14 protein-coding genes are annotated in these 15,000 nt (G+C 69.4%); 4 read left to right on the top strand and 10 right to left on the bottom strand.

Annotated features, from left to right (window positions below):
* Positions 1-170: 170 nt before the first annotated feature.
* The 7 genes from ACWD5F_RS06090 to ACWD5F_RS06060 form a co-directional block, all read right to left on the bottom strand.
* Positions 171-737 carry a TetR/AcrR family transcriptional regulator gene (locus ACWD5F_RS06090; RefSeq protein WP_451251539.1) on the bottom strand — a complete coding sequence of 189 codons (567 nt, stop codon included), beginning with the start codon at positions 735-737 and terminating at the stop codon, positions 171-173.
* Positions 738-860: 123 nt separating this feature from the next.
* Positions 861-2,063 carry a condensation domain-containing protein gene (locus ACWD5F_RS06085; RefSeq protein ID WP_451251537.1) on the bottom strand — a complete coding sequence of 401 codons (1,203 nt, stop codon included), beginning with the start codon at positions 2,061-2,063 and terminating at the stop codon, positions 861-863.
* 362 nt (positions 2,064-2,425) lie between these two features.
* Positions 2,426-3,466, bottom strand: coding sequence for a LacI family DNA-binding transcriptional regulator (locus ACWD5F_RS06080; RefSeq protein WP_401714797.1), 1,041 nt, complete (start codon positions 3,464-3,466; stop codon positions 2,426-2,428).
* 84 nt (positions 3,467-3,550) lie between these two features.
* The gene (locus ACWD5F_RS06075; protein WP_451251535.1) at positions 3,551-5,299 is read right to left on the bottom strand and encodes a discoidin domain-containing protein; all 1,749 of its coding nucleotides are present in this window, start codon (positions 5,297-5,299) and stop codon (positions 3,551-3,553) included.
* Positions 5,300-5,310: 11 nt separating this feature from the next.
* Positions 5,311-6,405 carry a DUF1996 domain-containing protein gene (locus ACWD5F_RS06070; protein ID WP_451251533.1) on the bottom strand — a complete coding sequence of 365 codons (1,095 nt, stop codon included), beginning with the start codon at positions 6,403-6,405 and terminating at the stop codon, positions 5,311-5,313.
* 300 nt (positions 6,406-6,705) lie between these two features.
* Positions 6,706-7,068, bottom strand: a complete 363-nt coding sequence (locus ACWD5F_RS06065; RefSeq protein ID WP_451251531.1) for a nuclear transport factor 2 family protein — start codon at positions 7,066-7,068, stop codon at positions 6,706-6,708.
* A gap of 25 nt (positions 7,069-7,093) precedes the next feature.
* On the bottom strand, positions 7,094-7,879 hold the full coding sequence (locus tag ACWD5F_RS06060; protein ID WP_451251529.1) for an SDR family oxidoreductase: 786 nt from the start codon (positions 7,877-7,879) through the stop codon (positions 7,094-7,096).
* Between the two features lie 98 nt (positions 7,880-7,977).
* On the opposite strand from ACWD5F_RS06060, the gene ACWD5F_RS06055 reads away from it, so the two are divergent.
* Positions 7,978-8,496, top strand: a complete 519-nt coding sequence (locus ACWD5F_RS06055) for a winged helix-turn-helix transcriptional regulator (protein ID WP_401714789.1) — start codon at positions 7,978-7,980, stop codon at positions 8,494-8,496.
* 53 nt (positions 8,497-8,549) lie between these two features.
* On the opposite strand, the gene ACWD5F_RS06050 is transcribed toward ACWD5F_RS06055, so the two are convergent.
* The 3 genes from ACWD5F_RS06050 to ACWD5F_RS06040 form a co-directional block, all read right to left on the bottom strand.
* Positions 8,550-9,743, bottom strand: coding sequence for a CynX/NimT family MFS transporter (locus ACWD5F_RS06050; protein WP_451251527.1), 1,194 nt, complete (start codon positions 9,741-9,743; stop codon positions 8,550-8,552).
* 53 nt (positions 9,744-9,796) lie between these two features.
* A complete protein-coding gene (locus ACWD5F_RS06045) occupies positions 9,797-10,507 on the bottom strand; it encodes a FadR/GntR family transcriptional regulator (RefSeq protein ID WP_451251525.1) in 711 nt (236 codons plus the stop codon).
* Positions 10,508-10,643: 136 nt separating this feature from the next.
* Positions 10,644-11,849 carry an ROK family protein gene (locus tag ACWD5F_RS06040; protein ID WP_451251523.1) on the bottom strand — a complete coding sequence of 402 codons (1,206 nt, stop codon included), beginning with the start codon at positions 11,847-11,849 and terminating at the stop codon, positions 10,644-10,646.
* 167 nt (positions 11,850-12,016) lie between these two features.
* Here ACWD5F_RS06040 and ACWD5F_RS06035 point away from each other — a divergent pair, with 167 nt between their 5' ends.
* Genes ACWD5F_RS06035 through ACWD5F_RS06025 form a run of 3 tightly spaced genes read left to right on the top strand, consistent with a single transcriptional unit; the run spans position 12,017 to position 14,989 of the window.
* Complete coding sequence (locus tag ACWD5F_RS06035) at positions 12,017-13,054, top strand: sugar ABC transporter substrate-binding protein (protein ID WP_451251521.1); 1,038 nt, start codon at positions 12,017-12,019, stop codon at positions 13,052-13,054.
* 34 nt (positions 13,055-13,088) lie between these two features.
* The gene (locus ACWD5F_RS06030; RefSeq protein ID WP_451251519.1) at positions 13,089-14,120 is read left to right on the top strand and encodes an ABC transporter permease; all 1,032 of its coding nucleotides are present in this window, start codon (positions 13,089-13,091) and stop codon (positions 14,118-14,120) included.
* On the top strand, positions 14,117-14,989 hold the full coding sequence (locus ACWD5F_RS06025) for an ATP-binding cassette domain-containing protein (protein ID WP_451251517.1): 873 nt from the start codon (positions 14,117-14,119) through the stop codon (positions 14,987-14,989). The genes ACWD5F_RS06030 and ACWD5F_RS06025 overlap by 4 nt, the downstream gene beginning before the upstream one ends.
* Positions 14,990-15,000: the final 11 nt, after the last annotated feature.

Genomic DNA, 15,000 nt, shown 5'->3' with positions numbered 1-15,000 from the left:
CGCCCAGAACGTCGTGGTCGAGGCGTGGGGTCCGACGAGCGAAGCCGTCGGCAAGCTTGTCGACGCCTGCGTCGCCGAGGGGCGGAGATTGATCGCGATGGTCTTCAACGGGATCCGGGCGGAGCCGAGGAATCTCTGAAGGCCGGTGGAGGCGGCTGGGGTGTCGAGCGTCAGGCGGCGCGTGTCGAAGGACGGAATCCTTCGATGGCCAGTTCCATCAGCCGGTCGGTCTGGGCCGCGCCCTCGGCGTTGTCCGGGGTGCGCCACAGACAGCTCATGAGCATGATCACGTCGACGGGGTCGATGCCGGGCCGGACTTCGCCCGCGTCGATGCACGCGTCCAGGAGTTCCTTGACCGCGGCGGTGACGGGTGGCCACGAGGCGCTGACGAGTTCTTGGGCGGCGGCGGAGTGCAGTGCCTCGCCGAGGCCGTGCTTGAGGCGAACGTAGGAGGCGAGGGTGGTGAACCATTTTCGCAGCGCGTCGAGCGGGGTGTGGTCGGCGAGGACTTCCGGTACGGAGCGGACCAGGCGCTCCATGTCGTGGCGGTGGACCTCCAGGATCAGGGCTTCGCGGGTCGGGAAGTGCCGGTAGAGCGTGCCCGGTCCGACCCCTGCCCGCTTGGCGATGGAGTTGAGCGAGGCGTTGGGGGACTCGGCGAGCGCGTCGTGGGAGACCTGAAGGATGGCTTCACGGTTCTTCAGCGCGTCGGACCGTTGTGGGGTGGCGTCGGGCATGCGACCTCCTGAGGTGCACCAGCACCACCCATTCTATCCGGAGATGTCTCCGATAGTCTGGAGAGGGATGGGGCCGAGCCCGGCGTGACCCGCCTTCGCCTCGCCGCTCGGCCACAGGGCCGGCTACTGCTGCGAGGGTGTGCTCGTCCAGTCCGGCAGACTCGTTACCGCCGCCTCAAGGACCTCATGAACCTCGGTCAGCAGGGCATCCGGGGAGGCGAAGCCGCAGGCGACCATCCGCAACTGTCCGCCGAAGGTGATCACACCGATGAGGTCCTCGTTCTCCACCAGGCACGGCAGGAAGGGACCCCAGAGAGCGGCTGGCTTGAGGCTTCCCTCGATGTTCACCACTCCCAGATTGCTGACAAGGACGTCATAGGCGAAGGAGCCCATGACCGCCGTCGCGGTGGCTGCGTCGGCGTCCACGGGAACGTACTTCTGGATCGCTTCACTGGCCGCCGCTATTCCGGCGGCCGATCTGGGCCCGGACAGCGCGTTGCCCACGGCGCGTGCCTGATCCCAGACCGACTCTCCGTCGAATGGTTCCGATCCCGTCCGTGTCGCGCCGTGATAGTCGACGCACAGTCCGTCTCCGCCGATCTGCTTCCGGAGATCGAACGGAGTCAGCACGCGCACGAACTCCTCACCGCCCACGACACTCCTCGCCCGGGATACGGCCGCGACGAGGATCGAGTGCACCGTGGTCTTTTCCTCCCGGCTCCGCTGAATAAGGATCTGGGTGAGTTCCTTGTTCAGAGCGAGGGTGGCCACCGAGGGGGTCGCGCCGTCGAAGGGGCGTGGTGCGACGGGCACTCCCATCCGTGGATCGTCCGCAGGAGGCGGCCCCGCCTCGTGACCTGTCGGTGCGGTCAGGGTGCCGGCGACAACGTCTTCCTGTGACGGAGGGACCGGGAGGATCTCCAGTTCCTGGCCGTTGAGTGCGCTCACCACGTCGTTGAGAACGGCCACTCCGCCGATTCCGTCGACGACGCAGTGATAGAAGGTCAGCAGCAGTACCGAACGGTCCCCATCGCCGACCAGTACCGCGCGCGCCAGAGGGGCTTGCGACGTGTCGAACTGCCGGCCGACCTCTTCGGCCGCCACCTGTCGCCACGTCTCCGCAGGTCGGTGCAGCACCCGCAGACTGCTCGGAGGTACCGGTGCGGACCGATGGAATCCGAGCCGGCCTTCCGGGTGGTCCTCGATGTGCACCTGCAGAAGAGGATGGCGATCCTGAACCGCGGCGAGGGCTGCCGATACCTGTTCCTCGGTGATTTCCACCGGGAATTCTGCGGCCACAGTGAACAGCATGGACAGTTCGTCCATGTTCCGGTGGTACATGCGCTCGACAGCCCCAAGTGGCCTCTGCAGTGCGCTGCTCATTGAAATCGTCCTGCCCTTTTTCGTTCAGTGCTGACGTCGACCGCATATTAAGCGGAGACCTCTCCGGTCCGTGCCGACCGTAGTGGAGAGGTCTCCGCATTGCAAACCGGGAGTGGGGACGGCCCTGGACCGAGCCGACCGGCGTCGGCTGGCCGCACAGCTTCTGCGCGGGACGGACATCGGCCTCGCCGCCGGCCTGGATTTCGCCGCGCCGAGCTCCTTGAGTCACGCCTCCGGCGCGAGGTGGGCTCCACCCCGGCCACTTCCGGGCGGCGGCTCGCGAGGAAACCGTGAGCGTCCCTGCGCTACGCCGAGTCCCGCACCACCAGCTCCGGTTCGAAGATGACCGACGTCGCCTCGGTGCGTACGCCGTGGATGTGTTCGTCGAGCAGGCGGGCCATCTCCGTGGCCATCTCCTCGACCGGCTGGCGGATCGTGGTCAGCCGGGGCCGGCAGGTCACGGCGATGCTGGAGTCGTCGAAGCCGACCACCGCGACGTCCTCGGGCACCCGGCGTCCGCGCTCCCGTACTACCTCGCAGGCGCCCTGCGCCATGAGGTCGTTGGCGGCGAACACGCCGTCCGTGTCGGGGTGGCCGGACAGCAGGTCGGACATGGCCGCCAGACCGCTGTCCAGGGTGAACCCGCCCTCGACGACCGGGACATAGGGGTGGCCGTGGCGCGCGAGCGTGTCACGGAACCCGGCGAGTCTCTCCTGGCTGGCCGCCACGTCCAGCGGGCCGCAGATCGTGGCGGGCCGCCGGCAGCCGCGGGCGAGGAGGTGCTCCGCGGCGAGGCGCCCGCCGTCCCGGTGCGCCAGGTCCACATAGCTGAGCGGGACCGGACGGGAGGGGCGGGCGAAGAGCACGGCGGGCAGGCGGGCGTCGGCGAGGAGGGCGGGCAGCGGGTCGTCGGAGTGGGTGGAGACGACGAGGGCGCCGTCGGCACGGCCCTGGCGCAGGTAGGTCAGCACCTCCTCCCGCGTCTCGGCCGACTCGGCGAACATCAGGACGGGGTGCATCGAGCGTGGGCGCAGGAAGCCGACGATGCCGCCGACGACCCGACCGAAGAAGGGATCGGCGAAGATCCGTGTGGCGAAGGCGTTCTGGCCGGCGTCCGTGATGTCCCCGGCGCCGGACACCACCAGGGCGACGGTCTCGGCCCGCCGGGTCACCAGGGAACGGGCGGCCCGGTTGGGCGCGTACCCCGTCCGTTCGATGGCCCGGCGGACCACTTCCTGGATCTCCGGATCGACGTTGCGGACGCCGTTGACGACCCGGGACACGGTCGCCCGGGAGACGCCTGCCTCGCGGGCGACGTCCTCCAGTGTCGGGGCCTGTCTGCTCATGCGGGCACCCTAACGGACCTGCGGTGTCCGGCAATAGAGCGCTCTCCCGGAGCGGGGCCGTACGCTCCGGGAGAGGTCCGTGGGTCAGGCGTACACGCCGAACTCGTACAGCGAGTACCCCCAACCGGTGCCCCGCGCCGTGCCGTTGACGCGGACGTAGCGGCCGGTCCCGGTGACGTCGAAGTCGTCGATGCCTCCGTTGCCGTCGGAAACGGTGCGCACGGTCTGCCAGTTCTGGCCGTCGTCGGAGGTCTGGATCGTGTATCCCTTCGCGTACGAGGCCTCCCAGGACAGCTGGACGTGCCGGAACGTGGTGCGGGTGCCGAGATCGACCTGGAGCCACTGGGGGTCGCTCCAGTCACTGGCCCAGCGCGAGGCCTGGTTGCCGTCCACCGCGTTGGCCGCGGTGCACGGGCAGTCGCCGTAACTCGCCTGGAAGGACGAGGCGGTGGCCGGTTTGCCGCGTGCCACATTCGTGCCGGACGGCACCGGCGGGACGACCCGGATCGAGCGCGTCTCGACGCCCACGTTGCCCCGGCCGTCCGTCGCCTTGACGTACACCTTCCAGACACCCGGACGGTCGGGCGCGGTGACCCGGAGACGACCGCCACCGAGATCGGTCGACGGCAGCGAGGCCAGATTCTTGCTCTGGTCGATGTAGTTGCTGTTGTCGAGGACCTCGTACGAGATCCGGTCGCCGTCGGGATCGGTGGCCCGCACGGACAGCACCAGGTCGCGTCCGGCCTGCACCTGGCCCGCGCCGCCCTCGACGGTCAGGTCGGAGATGACGGGCGGGGTGTTGTCGTGGCTGGTGTCGCCCCCGTAGGCCCGCTTCACCGCGTAGTACGACAGCCGCTTCTGACCCGCGGGCAGCAGGTTGAACCAGATGCCGCCGAAGTCGTACTCGGTGCCGTAGTGGAACATCGTGGCGCCGAGCGCGACCCCCTGGTGCCCCGTGATGCAGTTCCAGGCGCGGGTGTAGCCGTCGGCCTTGGCCTGGTCGGAGGGCTCCAGCGGAACGCCGTTGGCGTCGTCGGGGACCTCCCATTCGCCGGCCGGCCCGGTCTCGGTGACGATGTACGGCTTGGTGTAACCCCCTTGCTGCCAGGCGGACTTGATGTCGCAGACCGCGTTGTAGGAGTTCACCGCGTACAGGTCGAGATCCGGCGCGTTCCGCTTGTAGTAGGGCCAGGCGCCGACCCACGCGTCGGTGGACGTGACCGGGTGGTTGGGGTCGACGGCGTGGATCTTCTTGGTGATGTCGTTGACGAGGGTGGTGTAGGCGTTGCGCTGTCTCTCCAACTCGTCGCCGCTGTAACAGTTCTGGAGCCCGAGGACCGACTCGTTGCCGACGTCCCACATGAGCACGCCGGGGTTGTCCTTGTAGGTCTGCACCCACTTGGGGAACTCGTCGAGCATCTGGTTCTTGTAGGCGGTGTCCGTCAGGTAGTTGACGCAGCCGCCGCTGCCGGGGCCGCCGCCCGGCTGGAGCCAGAAGCCGGCAACGACCTTGATGCCGTGGGCTGCCGCTGAGTCGAACAGCGGCTTGCTGCTCGCGTCGGTGCCCCAGGTGCGGATCGTGTTGACGCCCATGGACTGGAGGTCCGGCATGTACCTCTCGGCGTCCGCGACACTCGGGCCCCAGGTCAGGCCCTTGAGCTGGTACGGCCGTCCGTCGACCGTCAGTTGCCAGGCGCCCTGGCCGCCGGTCACCTTGACGACACTGCCCGCGGCCTGAGCCTGGGCGGCGGGCAGGGCGGCGAGGAGTCCGGCCGTCAGGACGCCGGCCGTGAGGGGTGCCGCGATGCGGCGGGTTAGGGGTCGTGGGGTCATGGGCGCGGTCCTCACGGCAGTCGGTAGTTCTCGTCGAGGGCGGCGCCCGCCTCCGGGTGGGTCTCGTCGTAGCCGCGCGCGTTGCACTGCAGTCCGCCGACGACGCAGTGGTCGACGAGGGCCTTGAGGGTGCGGTCGTCCCAGGCGTTGAAGAAGTCGTAGTGGAAGCTGTGACCCGTTCCGCTGGCCAGCCGGACCTGGGACATGTCGCCGTTGACGGGGAAGGCCATCTTGAACTCGATCATCGGCAGCGCCACCGGGTGGTCGGCCGGGCACATGTTGTCGTTCGTGCCGGGCTTGACCACGGGGTAGGCCATGTGGCTCTTGTGGTCGGGCGTGTCGAGGTACTTGCCGTCCCAGCAACTCGGCGCCTGGAAGCGGATGTTGAGCTGGACGTCGGCGCGGTTCGGGCAGGTCGCGGGGAACTCGGTGTTGAAGAAGCTGTCACCGCACTCCCAACCCTCGACGAAACCGCGGTGGTTCCGGAACTCGTCGGCGCTCTGCGTGGGGCTGCCGACGACGAAACGCAGGCCCTTGGGGAAGGGCCGGACGCTGGTGTAGTCGGTGACGCCGGTCTTGTAGTAGATGACCTGCGGGCCGACGGGAAGGATCTGCTGGTTGCCCTTGTAGAGCGTGGGCATCCAGTAGCCGGACAGGTCGCCGGGTGCCTTGCAGGTGGTGCCGCCGGCCGACAGCGAGGCGGTCGTGCTGTTGGCGTCGGTCGTCGTGTTGCCCATGAACGTGTGGTCGTGGGACTTGCCCGGCTGCTGCGGGTAGACGATGGGGTCGTCCGGCCTGGTGTGCGTGACCGAACAGTTGGCCTGGAACTCGTGGAAGTAGCGGTGCGGCGGGTTCTGCGTGGACGGCGTCACGCCGGTGACCGGCGGGTTGGCGAGGATGTAGCCGTCGCCGTCCGGATCCTCCGGGGAGTTGGCGGTCGACACGGCCATCGCGTGACCGGAGTGGGTGGCCGCGAAGGACCGCTCGGCGGCACTGTTCGGTGCGGGTGGCCCGGCGCTCATGGCGATGCCGCCGAGGCCGAGCGAGGTCAGCAGGAGCGCGCCGGTGATCAGCGTGGCTGACAGGCCTTTCGATCTCCGTGACATGGAGACCTCCTCCTGAACGGTGGGGGTGTCAGAGGTCGTCGCCCGGCGTCCCCGTGACATGGCGTCAGGTGAGCCGGTGCGAGGGCGCCGGGAGACGGTGGGAGAACGGTCTGGGAGAGCGCTCTCCCGCCGAGGAGTGTTGAGGGCATGTCAGCAAGGTGTCAAGGGATCCGGCGGAAGTGGGGTCCGGAAAGGTTTCGCATCCCGAAGGCTTGCGGAGAGTTCACCTCACGATTTAAATCAAGACATGAACTAAGCACCGCAGCTGGGACCTTGGTCGGTCACGCGACGAGAGCGGGCTCAGGGCTCGATGACGAGGTGCTCGATGAGGTCGCCGCGCAGCGTGAACCGATAGTGGAGATCGACGGTGCCGCCGGGGAAATTGCCTTCGAGGTGGTGCGTGGCGATGTAGTGGGCCGCGTCGGTCTCCTGGGCGTCCGTGAGCTGGATGGTGTACGTGAATTCGGTGGCCGCCCGGTCCAGCCACCCCTCGATCGCGGCGCTGCCCCGGTAGGTCCTGCCGTCGTCGATCACGGTGGCGTCGTCGGCGAACGTCGTGACCGCGATGGCCGTGTCGTGGGCGCGGTGCGCCGTGAGGTAGCGCGTGATCACCTCGGGCAGGTCGTTCGGGCTGATGGTCCGGGGCTGGTTGTTGTCGGGCATGACACTCCTGAAGGTGGTGGTGGGTTCAGACGGTCGGGGTGGTTCCGCCGTCGATGACGTGTTCGGCGCCGACGATGGCCGAGGCGCGGTCGGAGACGAGGAAGGCGACGAGTTCGGCGACCTCCTCGGGCCGGTTGGGGCGGCCGAGCGGGATGCCTCCCAGGGAGTCCATGAGTCTGCCCAGCGCCGCTTCCTGACTGATGTCGGCCTCGTCGGCGATCCGGGCGACGAGATGCTCGGCCGCCGAGGTCTGGACGAAGCCGGGCGAGACGGTGTTGACGCGGACGCCGTGCGGGGCGAGTTGGTTGGCCAGGCCCTTGCTGTAGGTGGTCAGCGCGGCCTTGGCGGCGGCGTAGGCCAGGGTGCCGTTCCACAGCGGCAGGCGGCGCTGGATGGAGGTGACGTGCACGACCGCGCCCTTGCCCGTGGCGATCATGTGGGGGAGGAGAGCGCGGTCCAGACGGACGGCGGCCAGCAGGTTGGTGTCCAACTCCCTTGCCCAGTCGTCGTCATCGAGCGCGGCGAACCCTCCCGCCGGTGCCGCGGAGCCGCCGAGGGTGTTGACCAGGATGTCGACGCCACCCATGCGGGCCTCCACCTCGGAGGCGACGTGGGAGACGCCCTCCGCACTGGACAGGTCGGCGCCTATGAACGTCTTCTCCTCGACGTCGTCGGGGCGGCTGCGCGCGGTGACCAGCACAGTCGCGCCGGCGTCGGCGAGTCGTCGGGCGATCGCGGCTCCGGTGCCCTTGGTGCCGCCGGTGACCAGAGCGCGTCGGCCTTCGAGCGATTCACTGCTGGGTGTGCTCACGTTGTGCTCCGTTCCAGGGCGCGGGCATGCAAAGCACCGCTCCCGTGTTGCTGCTAAAATAGAAGCTAGTAACTTCGACTTTAGCAGTAACTGAGGAGATGGCCGCCGTGGCAAGTCGGATCAGGCTGGAGGACCGGGAGTGCCCGCTGTCCACGACGGTCGAACACGTCGGTGAGTGGTGGACGCTGCTGATCCTGCACGACGCCTTCGACGGCTACACCCGCTTCGACCAGTTCCAGGAGAGCCTCGGCATCTCCTCCAGCATGCTCACCACCCGGCTCAAGTCCCTGGTCGCGGACGGGTTGTTGGAGCGCAGGCCGTACCAGACCAACCCCGTGCGCCACGAGTACGTACTGACCGAACTCGGGCGCTCCCTGCGCCCGGTGATCGTGGCCCTGGCCGCGTGGGGCAACTCCCGCCTGGCGCCGGGGGAGCGGAGCATGATCCTCGTCGACGCGCACAGCGGTCAGGAGGTCGAGCCCGTGGTCGTCGACGCCAGGACCGGTCGTCGCCTCGACGACAGTGAGACGTACGTCTTCACGGCCGGGCCCGCGGCCAGTGACGGGATGCGCAGCCGGTACGCGGGACGTCCGGCCGCTCCCACGGACGAGGGGTAGGTCGGCCCGGCGAGCGGGATCGGACGTTTTGGCGGGCCGAGCGGCAGCGCGGGTCAGCGGGAGGGCTGAGCTATGTGGCGATCCTGTCCCGCACCGTGCCCGGCGACTGCCGTGGCGATGCCGAGGACGGCCAACACGGTGAGCGGAATGGTCCAGCTGTGCGTGGCGTCGTGCACGATGCCGAGGAGCAGGGGTCCGGCCGCGGCTACGAGATAGCCGATGGACTGTGCCATGCCCGCCAGCGCGGCGGCTTCGCCGGAGCTGTCGGCGCGCTGGCTCTGGAAGGTCAGCGCGAGGACGAGGCAGGCGCCGCCGCCGAGTCCGAGCAGGGTGCAGGCCAGGACGGACAGCGCGGGGGCCGTGACGAGAAGGGTGAAGCCGCCTGCCGTGAGGATCGAAGCCCCGGCCGCGGTCCAGCGCTGGTCGTGCCGGCCTCGGGTGAGCAAGGGCAGAAGGCTGCTGGCGGCCAGCGAGACCACCTGGTAGTAGAACAGCATCCATCCGGCCGCGGTGCTGCTGGTGCCGCGGTCGGCCAGGATGCTGGGCAGCCACGCGACGGCGGTGTAGAAGGCCAGGGACTGCAGGCCCATGAAGAGGGTGACCTGCCAGGCGAGCCGCGACCGCCAGGGCACCGGGCTGTGGGTCCCGCCGCTGGACGCCTGTGGCTTGTCCCCCCGCATCCGCGGCAGCCAGGCGAGGAACGCCGCGACGGTGAAGGCGACGCCCCAGGCCAGGGCGGTGTGCCAGGAACCCGGCACGGACTGGGCCAGCGGCGCGGAGACCCCGGAGGAGACCGCTGCCATGAGGCCCATGACGGTCACGTAGAGAGCACTGACGCTCTGGATGCGGTGTGCGGGCACGCTGCGCCTGATCAGCGCGGGCAGCAGCACGTTGCCGAACGCGATGGCCGCGGAGAGCAGCACCGTTCCGGCGAACAGACAGATCACCGAGGGAAGCGAACGGATCACCGTTCCGACGGCCAGCACGCCGAGGGCCGCGACCAGCAGGCGGGCGCTGCCCCATCGGTGGGAGGTCCGGGCGACCAGGGGCGACGTCGCGGCGAACGTCAGCAACGGGAGTGTGCTGAGCAGCCCGCCCCAGCTCGACGTCAGGCCGCTGCCGTGCTCGATCTCGGGCAGCAGGGCGCCGACACCGGTGAGGGGGGTGCGCAGGTTGGCCGCCACCAGGCAGATGGCGATGATGAGCCCGACCGACACGGCGGGCCGGGCCATGTCGGCACGGTCCATGAGCGGTGGCTCCGTGGCGGAGTGCTGACGGGAGTCCGAAGCCGGCTGCGTGCTCACTGTTCCTCCGCTGCGCGTGTCGTCGTGGTCTCGTGGTCGCGGGTGAGCTGGACGATCGCGGCGGCCGCGTCACGGGCGCCGCCTGAGTCCCGGGACTCGATCGCGTCGACGAGTCGCCGGTGCAGGAGGGCGTGCTCCTCGGCGTGGGTGGCGTCCCAGGCCAGACCGCCCGGGGACGCGGTGAGTGCCGTCCCGAGGTAGTCGTACACCTCGACCAGCAGGTCGTTCCCGCTCGCCCGGACGACGGCCCGGTGGAACAGCGCGTCGACGTTCGTGGCCGCGGACGTGTCCTCGCCGGCGCTGGCCTCGTCGGCGTCGGCCAACAGCTCCCGCAACTGCTGCAACTGCGTCTCGCTGCGGCGCAGGGCCGCGGCTCCCGAGGCGTACTCCTCCAGGACGGTCCGCAGCTCCAGTACCTTGCCCCTCTCTACGGAGCTGGCCCGCCGCACCATGACCGACTGGAGCTCGCTGGAGGAGCGGACATAGGTGCCGTCCCCGGCCCGGGGCTCCAGCAGCCCGAGGTGCACCAGTGCGCCGATCGCCTCGCGCAGCGTGCTGCGTCCGACCCCGAGCTCCTCCATGAGGTCCTGCTCCGGCGGGATCCGTGTCCCCACCGGCCAGCCCCCTGCCTCGATGTGCGAACGGAGACTCTCCACGAGCTGAGCGGACAGGCTGGCGGTCCTTCGTGGTGCGCTGATGCGTTTCATGGAAGCACTCTATGACAAACATCAGACGTTTGAACATCACATCCGATTGCTCGGCATGCGGGCGCTGATCGGCGAAGCCGAGTACGGACCGGTCGCAGTCGTCCGTCCGCAGTCGCCCGACCGCCCGCGCCGGACCTCAGCGCTCCCGGACGTCGATGAGTTCCTGGACGCGGTGCGGCGCGTAGATGCCGTCGACCAGCAGTTGGGAGAGCCCCATGACTCCGGCGCGTGGGTCCAATGTGCTGCGGACGATCTGGAGGTTGCGGGTGGCCAGAGGGAGTGAGCGGCGGTAGACGACCTCGCGGATGCCGGCGAACAACTGCTCGTCGGTGTGGGCGAGTTGGCCGCCGATGGCGATGACGCGGGGGTTGAACATGTTGACCGCGTCCGCGACGGCGATGCCGAGAATGCGTGCCGCGCGCCGGGCGAGGCGTACGGCGGTGGGGTCGCCGGAGCGGATCAGGCGTACCGCGTCGTCGACGGTCGTGACGTCGTGTCCCGCCGTCCGCAGGTCGCGGACCAGGGCCCAGCCGCCCGCGAACGCCTCGACGCAGCCGGTGTTGCCGCAGCGGCAGAGCGGGGGTTCCTTGGTGTCCTCGACGGTGACCTGGATGTGGCCGACGTCGCCGGCCGCACCGTCGGCGCCGCGGTGGATGCGGCCGCCGGCGATGATGCCGGTGCCGACGCCGGTGCCGATCTTCAGCATCAGCAGGTGGTCCACCTCCGGGTAGCGCAGCCGCTGTTCGCCGTAGGCCATGGCGTTGACGTCCTTGTCGACGAGGACGGGACAGCCGTACGCGGGACCCAGGCGGCCGGGGATGTCGTAGCGATCCCAACCGGTCATGATCGGCGGGCTGACGACCCGTCCGGTGGCGAAGTCGACCGGCCCGGGCACGTCGATACCGATGCCGAGGACGTCGGTGTCGGCGTGTGCGGTCTCCGTCAGCAGTTCGCGGAACTGCTCCTCGACGACGGACAGCACGGCCTCCGGTCCGGTGCTCACGTCGCACGTGGCCTCGCGCTCCGCACGCACCTCGCCTGCCAGGTCGCAGATCGCGGTGCGCAGCCCGGTGGCGCCGATGTCGGCGAGGAGCAGGACCCCCCGGTCGCGGTTGACGACGAACCGTCCGGCCGGGCGGCCGCGGGTACGGGCGTCCTCGGGGGCCGGGACCAGCAGGCCGGCGCCGAGCAGGCCCTCGAGCCGCTGGTTGACCGTGGTGCGCGACAGGCCCGTCTGCTGTACGACGTCGGTCTTCGTGAGGCCGTCGGTCACGTCACGGAACAGGGCCAGTATCCCGCCGGGACTGGTCTCGGCCCGGGCGGCGGTGTTCGTCGTATCCACCTGGACACTCTAGCTATGACGGTGACTAAGTGAAAGTCTCTCTTCTTATGACTGAAAAAGTCGAAAGAAGTATTGTCAGCCTCCGGAAGGGGTCGTACCGTCAGGCGTATCCAGTGGGAAAGGGACACCCCATGCGTACACAGCACAGAGCCGTCAGAAGTGGGGCAGTGTTCGGCACGTTCAGCGCGCGCCGCACCGCCGTATCCGGCATCGCCCTCGCCGTCACCGGGGTGCTCGCACTCAGCGCCTGCGGCTCCGGGGACTCGTCGGGCTCCGGCTCCTCCGGCAGCACCAAGTTCGCCGCGGTGATCAAGGGGCTGGACAACCCGTTCTTCCAGAGCATGCAACAGGGCATCGACGCCCAGGCGAAGACCGGCGGGGTCGATGTCACGGTGCAGGCCGCCAACTCGATCACCGACACCACGGGGCAGGCGGACAAGCTGACCGGCCTCGCCGGCCAGGACTTCGGGTGCTACATCGTGAACCCGATCTCCGCCACCAACCTCGTGCAGGGCCTGGCCAAGGTCGCCCAGTCGAAGAAGACCGTCGTCAACATCGACAGCCCCATCGACGCGAAGGCCGCCAAGGCGGCCGGCGCGACCCCGGCCACCTACATCGGCACGGACAACACGGCCGCCGGAAAGACGGCGGGCGCCCAGATGGCGAAGCTGCTGCCCCAGGGCGGCAACGTCGCGGTGATCGGCGGTATCGCCGGTGATGTCACCAGCGGCGCCCGGGTCACCGGCTTCAAGGAAGGTGTCGGCTCCGGCATCAAAGTCGTGCAGACCGCCGCCGCCGACTGGGACCGGCAGACCGCGCTGACCGCGGCCACCGACCTGCTGCGCGCCCACCCGGACCTCAAGGGCTTCTTCGTCGCCAACGACGACATGGGGCTCGGCGTCGCCAGGGCCGTCGCGAACGCGGGGAAGACCGGCAAGGTGCACATCATCAGCGTCGACGGCATCAAGGACGCGTTGAGCGCCGTCAAGGCCGGGACGCTGGACGCGACCGTGGCCCAATACCCATACGCCATCGGGCAGATGGGCGTGGAGGCCTGCCAGGCGGCGGCGAAGGGCAAGACGCTGCCCAAGAACGTCGCGGCTCCGGTGGAGCTGGTCACCAAGGCCGACGCGGACAAGGCGCTGGCCAGCACTCCGAAGCCGTTCGGCAGCTATGACGATCCGTTCAAGACGCTCGCCAAGTGATCCGGCGGCCCTCCCGCCGGAAGAAGGAAACACCATGAGTGAGGCAACGCTCGCGGCCAAAGAGGGTGAAGAGGGCAAGGGCGCCGAGGTGGCCAAGCAAGCCCCGGACCAGGGATCGGGCCCCCGGGCCTGGGCGGCGCGTGCGCGTGACGTCGGCTTCTGGGCCGAATGGGCCGCGTTGGTCGGACTCGTCGTCCTGGTGATCGTCTTCCAGAGCGCCGACTCCACGTTCCTGAGCACCGGGAACGTGGAGTCGATGCTGGTGTCCGCGGCCATCCTGATCATCCTGGCCGTCGGGCAGACCTTCGTGATCGCCACGGCCGGCATCGACCTGTCGATCGCCTCGACGATGACACTCGGCGCGGTCGCCTTCGGACAGGCCTACCAGGCCGGCTGGGGGCTCGGTCCGTCCTGTGTGCTGGCCGTGGTCGCCTCCGCGGCGGTGGGCGTGGCGAACGGCGTGATCGTGGCGCGGGGAAAGATCACCGACTTCATCGTCACGCTCGGCACCCTGTCGGCGGCCTCCGGACTCGCCCTGATCCTCTCCGACGGCAAGCCCGTCACGATCGTGAACACGACCCTGCTGAAGCTGTCCACCGGCGGGATCGGCGTGCTCGGCTGGACGTTCCTGATCGCCGCGGGCGTGGCTCTTGTCGCCCATGTCGCCCTGTTCCACACCCGGTTCGGCACCCACATGCTCGCCACCGGCGGCGCGCCCGAGTCGGCGTCCGCGATGGGCATCAGCACGGCACGCGTCAAGATCGCCGTGTACGTGGTCTCCGGCGCCCTGGCCGGACTCGGGTCCGTCCTGCTGGTGGCCCGCGTCGGCGCCGCCGAACCCGCCGCCAACACCTCGTTCCTGCTCAACTCCGTTGCCGCGGTGGTGCTCGGCGGGGTCAGCCTCTTCGGCGGGCGGGCCACGATCGTCGGCCCGGTGATCGGTGCCCTGCTGCTGACCGCCCTGGTCAACGGGCTCACCCTGCTGGGCGTCTCGCAGTTCTACCAGCCGCTGTCCGTCGGCATCGTCGTGGTGCTGGCCGCATTCCTGACGAGGTTCCAGCGATGAACCAGCCGCAGCCCTCCGAATCCTCCACGCCGGCCGGGTCCTCCACGCCGGCCGGGTCCTCAGCGCCCGCCGGATCCTCCGCAGCCTTCGACAAGGCCGCCGGACCCGCGAAGTCCACCGCGGTGGCCGAGCCACTGATCGCCTGCGAGAACGTGTCGCTGTCCTTCGGCAACGTCCGTGCCCTGGCCGACGTTTCGCTCACCCTGCGCCCCGGCGAGATCACCGCCCTTGTCGGCGACAACGGCGCCGGCAAGTCCACCCTGGTGCGCTGCATCTCCGGAATCCACCGCCCGGACAGCGGGCGTGTCCTCTACGACGGCACACCCGTCGACTTCCACTCGCCCGAGGACGCGCGCGCGGCCGGTATCGAGACGGTCCACCAGAACCTCGCCCTGGTCGAGGACCTGACGGTGTGGCAGAACCTGTTCCTCAACCGGGAGTTGGTGCGCCGCTTCGGTCCGATCGCACTCCTGGACCGGCGGGCCATGCAGAAGCGGGCCAGGGAGATGGTCTCCACGCTCGCGGTCAACGTGCCCGCGGTCGGCTCGCGGGTGCGCCGGCTGTCCGGCGGGCAGCGCCAGGCGGTGGCCATCTGCCGTGCCGCGGGCTTCAGTTCACGGCTGGTCATCATGGACGAGCCCACCGCGGCTCTTGGTGTCCAGGAGACCGCCAAGGTCGAGGACCTCATCCTCAAGCTCCGCGACGACGGCCACACCGTCCTTCTGATCAGCCACAACTTCGCGCAGGTCATGCGGCTCAGCGACCAGGTGTGGGTGATGCGCGCGGGCCGCTGCGTCGGCGGCCGCCGCACGGCCGAGACCACCGGCGACGAGATCGTCGCCCTCATCACGGGGGCCCGCCTTGACTGAGGAGTTCACTT

The sequence above is a fragment of the Streptomyces sp. NPDC002499 genome (assembly GCF_053595415.1).
Note: the sequence above shows the minus strand (reverse complement) of the source record. Positions and strands in the feature narration are given on the sequence as shown.

What these genes read in the sequence shown, in the direction of transcription:
- ACWD5F_RS06090 (WP_451251539.1), bottom strand. Translation starts at nt 737, where the DNA reads ATGCCCGACGCCACCCCACAACGGTCCGACGCGCTGAAGAACCGTGAA.
- ACWD5F_RS06085 (WP_451251537.1), bottom strand. Translation starts at nt 2,063, where the DNA reads ATGGACGAACTGTCCATGCTGTTCACTGTGGCCGCAGAATTCCCGGTG.
- ACWD5F_RS06080 (WP_401714797.1), bottom strand. Translation starts at nt 3,466, where the DNA reads ATGAGCAGACAGGCCCCGACACTGGAGGACGTCGCCCGCGAGGCAGGC.
- ACWD5F_RS06075 (WP_451251535.1), bottom strand. Translation starts at nt 5,299, where the DNA reads ATGACCCCACGACCCCTAACCCGCCGCATCGCGGCACCCCTCACGGCC.
- ACWD5F_RS06070 (WP_451251533.1), bottom strand. Translation starts at nt 6,405, where the DNA reads ATGTCACGGAGATCGAAAGGCCTGTCAGCCACGCTGATCACCGGCGCG.
- ACWD5F_RS06065 (WP_451251531.1), bottom strand. Translation starts at nt 7,068, where the DNA reads ATGCCCGACAACAACCAGCCCCGGACCATCAGCCCGAACGACCTGCCC.
- ACWD5F_RS06055 (WP_401714789.1), top strand. Translation starts at nt 7,978, where the DNA reads ATGGCCGCCGTGGCAAGTCGGATCAGGCTGGAGGACCGGGAGTGCCCG.
- ACWD5F_RS06050 (WP_451251527.1), bottom strand. Translation starts at nt 9,743, where the DNA reads ATGGACCGTGCCGACATGGCCCGGCCCGCCGTGTCGGTCGGGCTCATC.
- ACWD5F_RS06045 (WP_451251525.1), bottom strand. Translation starts at nt 10,507, where the DNA reads ATGAAACGCATCAGCGCACCACGAAGGACCGCCAGCCTGTCCGCTCAG.
- ACWD5F_RS06030 (WP_451251519.1), top strand. Translation starts at nt 13,089, where the DNA reads ATGAGTGAGGCAACGCTCGCGGCCAAAGAGGGTGAAGAGGGCAAGGGC.
- ACWD5F_RS06025 (WP_451251517.1), top strand. Translation starts at nt 14,117, where the DNA reads ATGAACCAGCCGCAGCCCTCCGAATCCTCCACGCCGGCCGGGTCCTCC.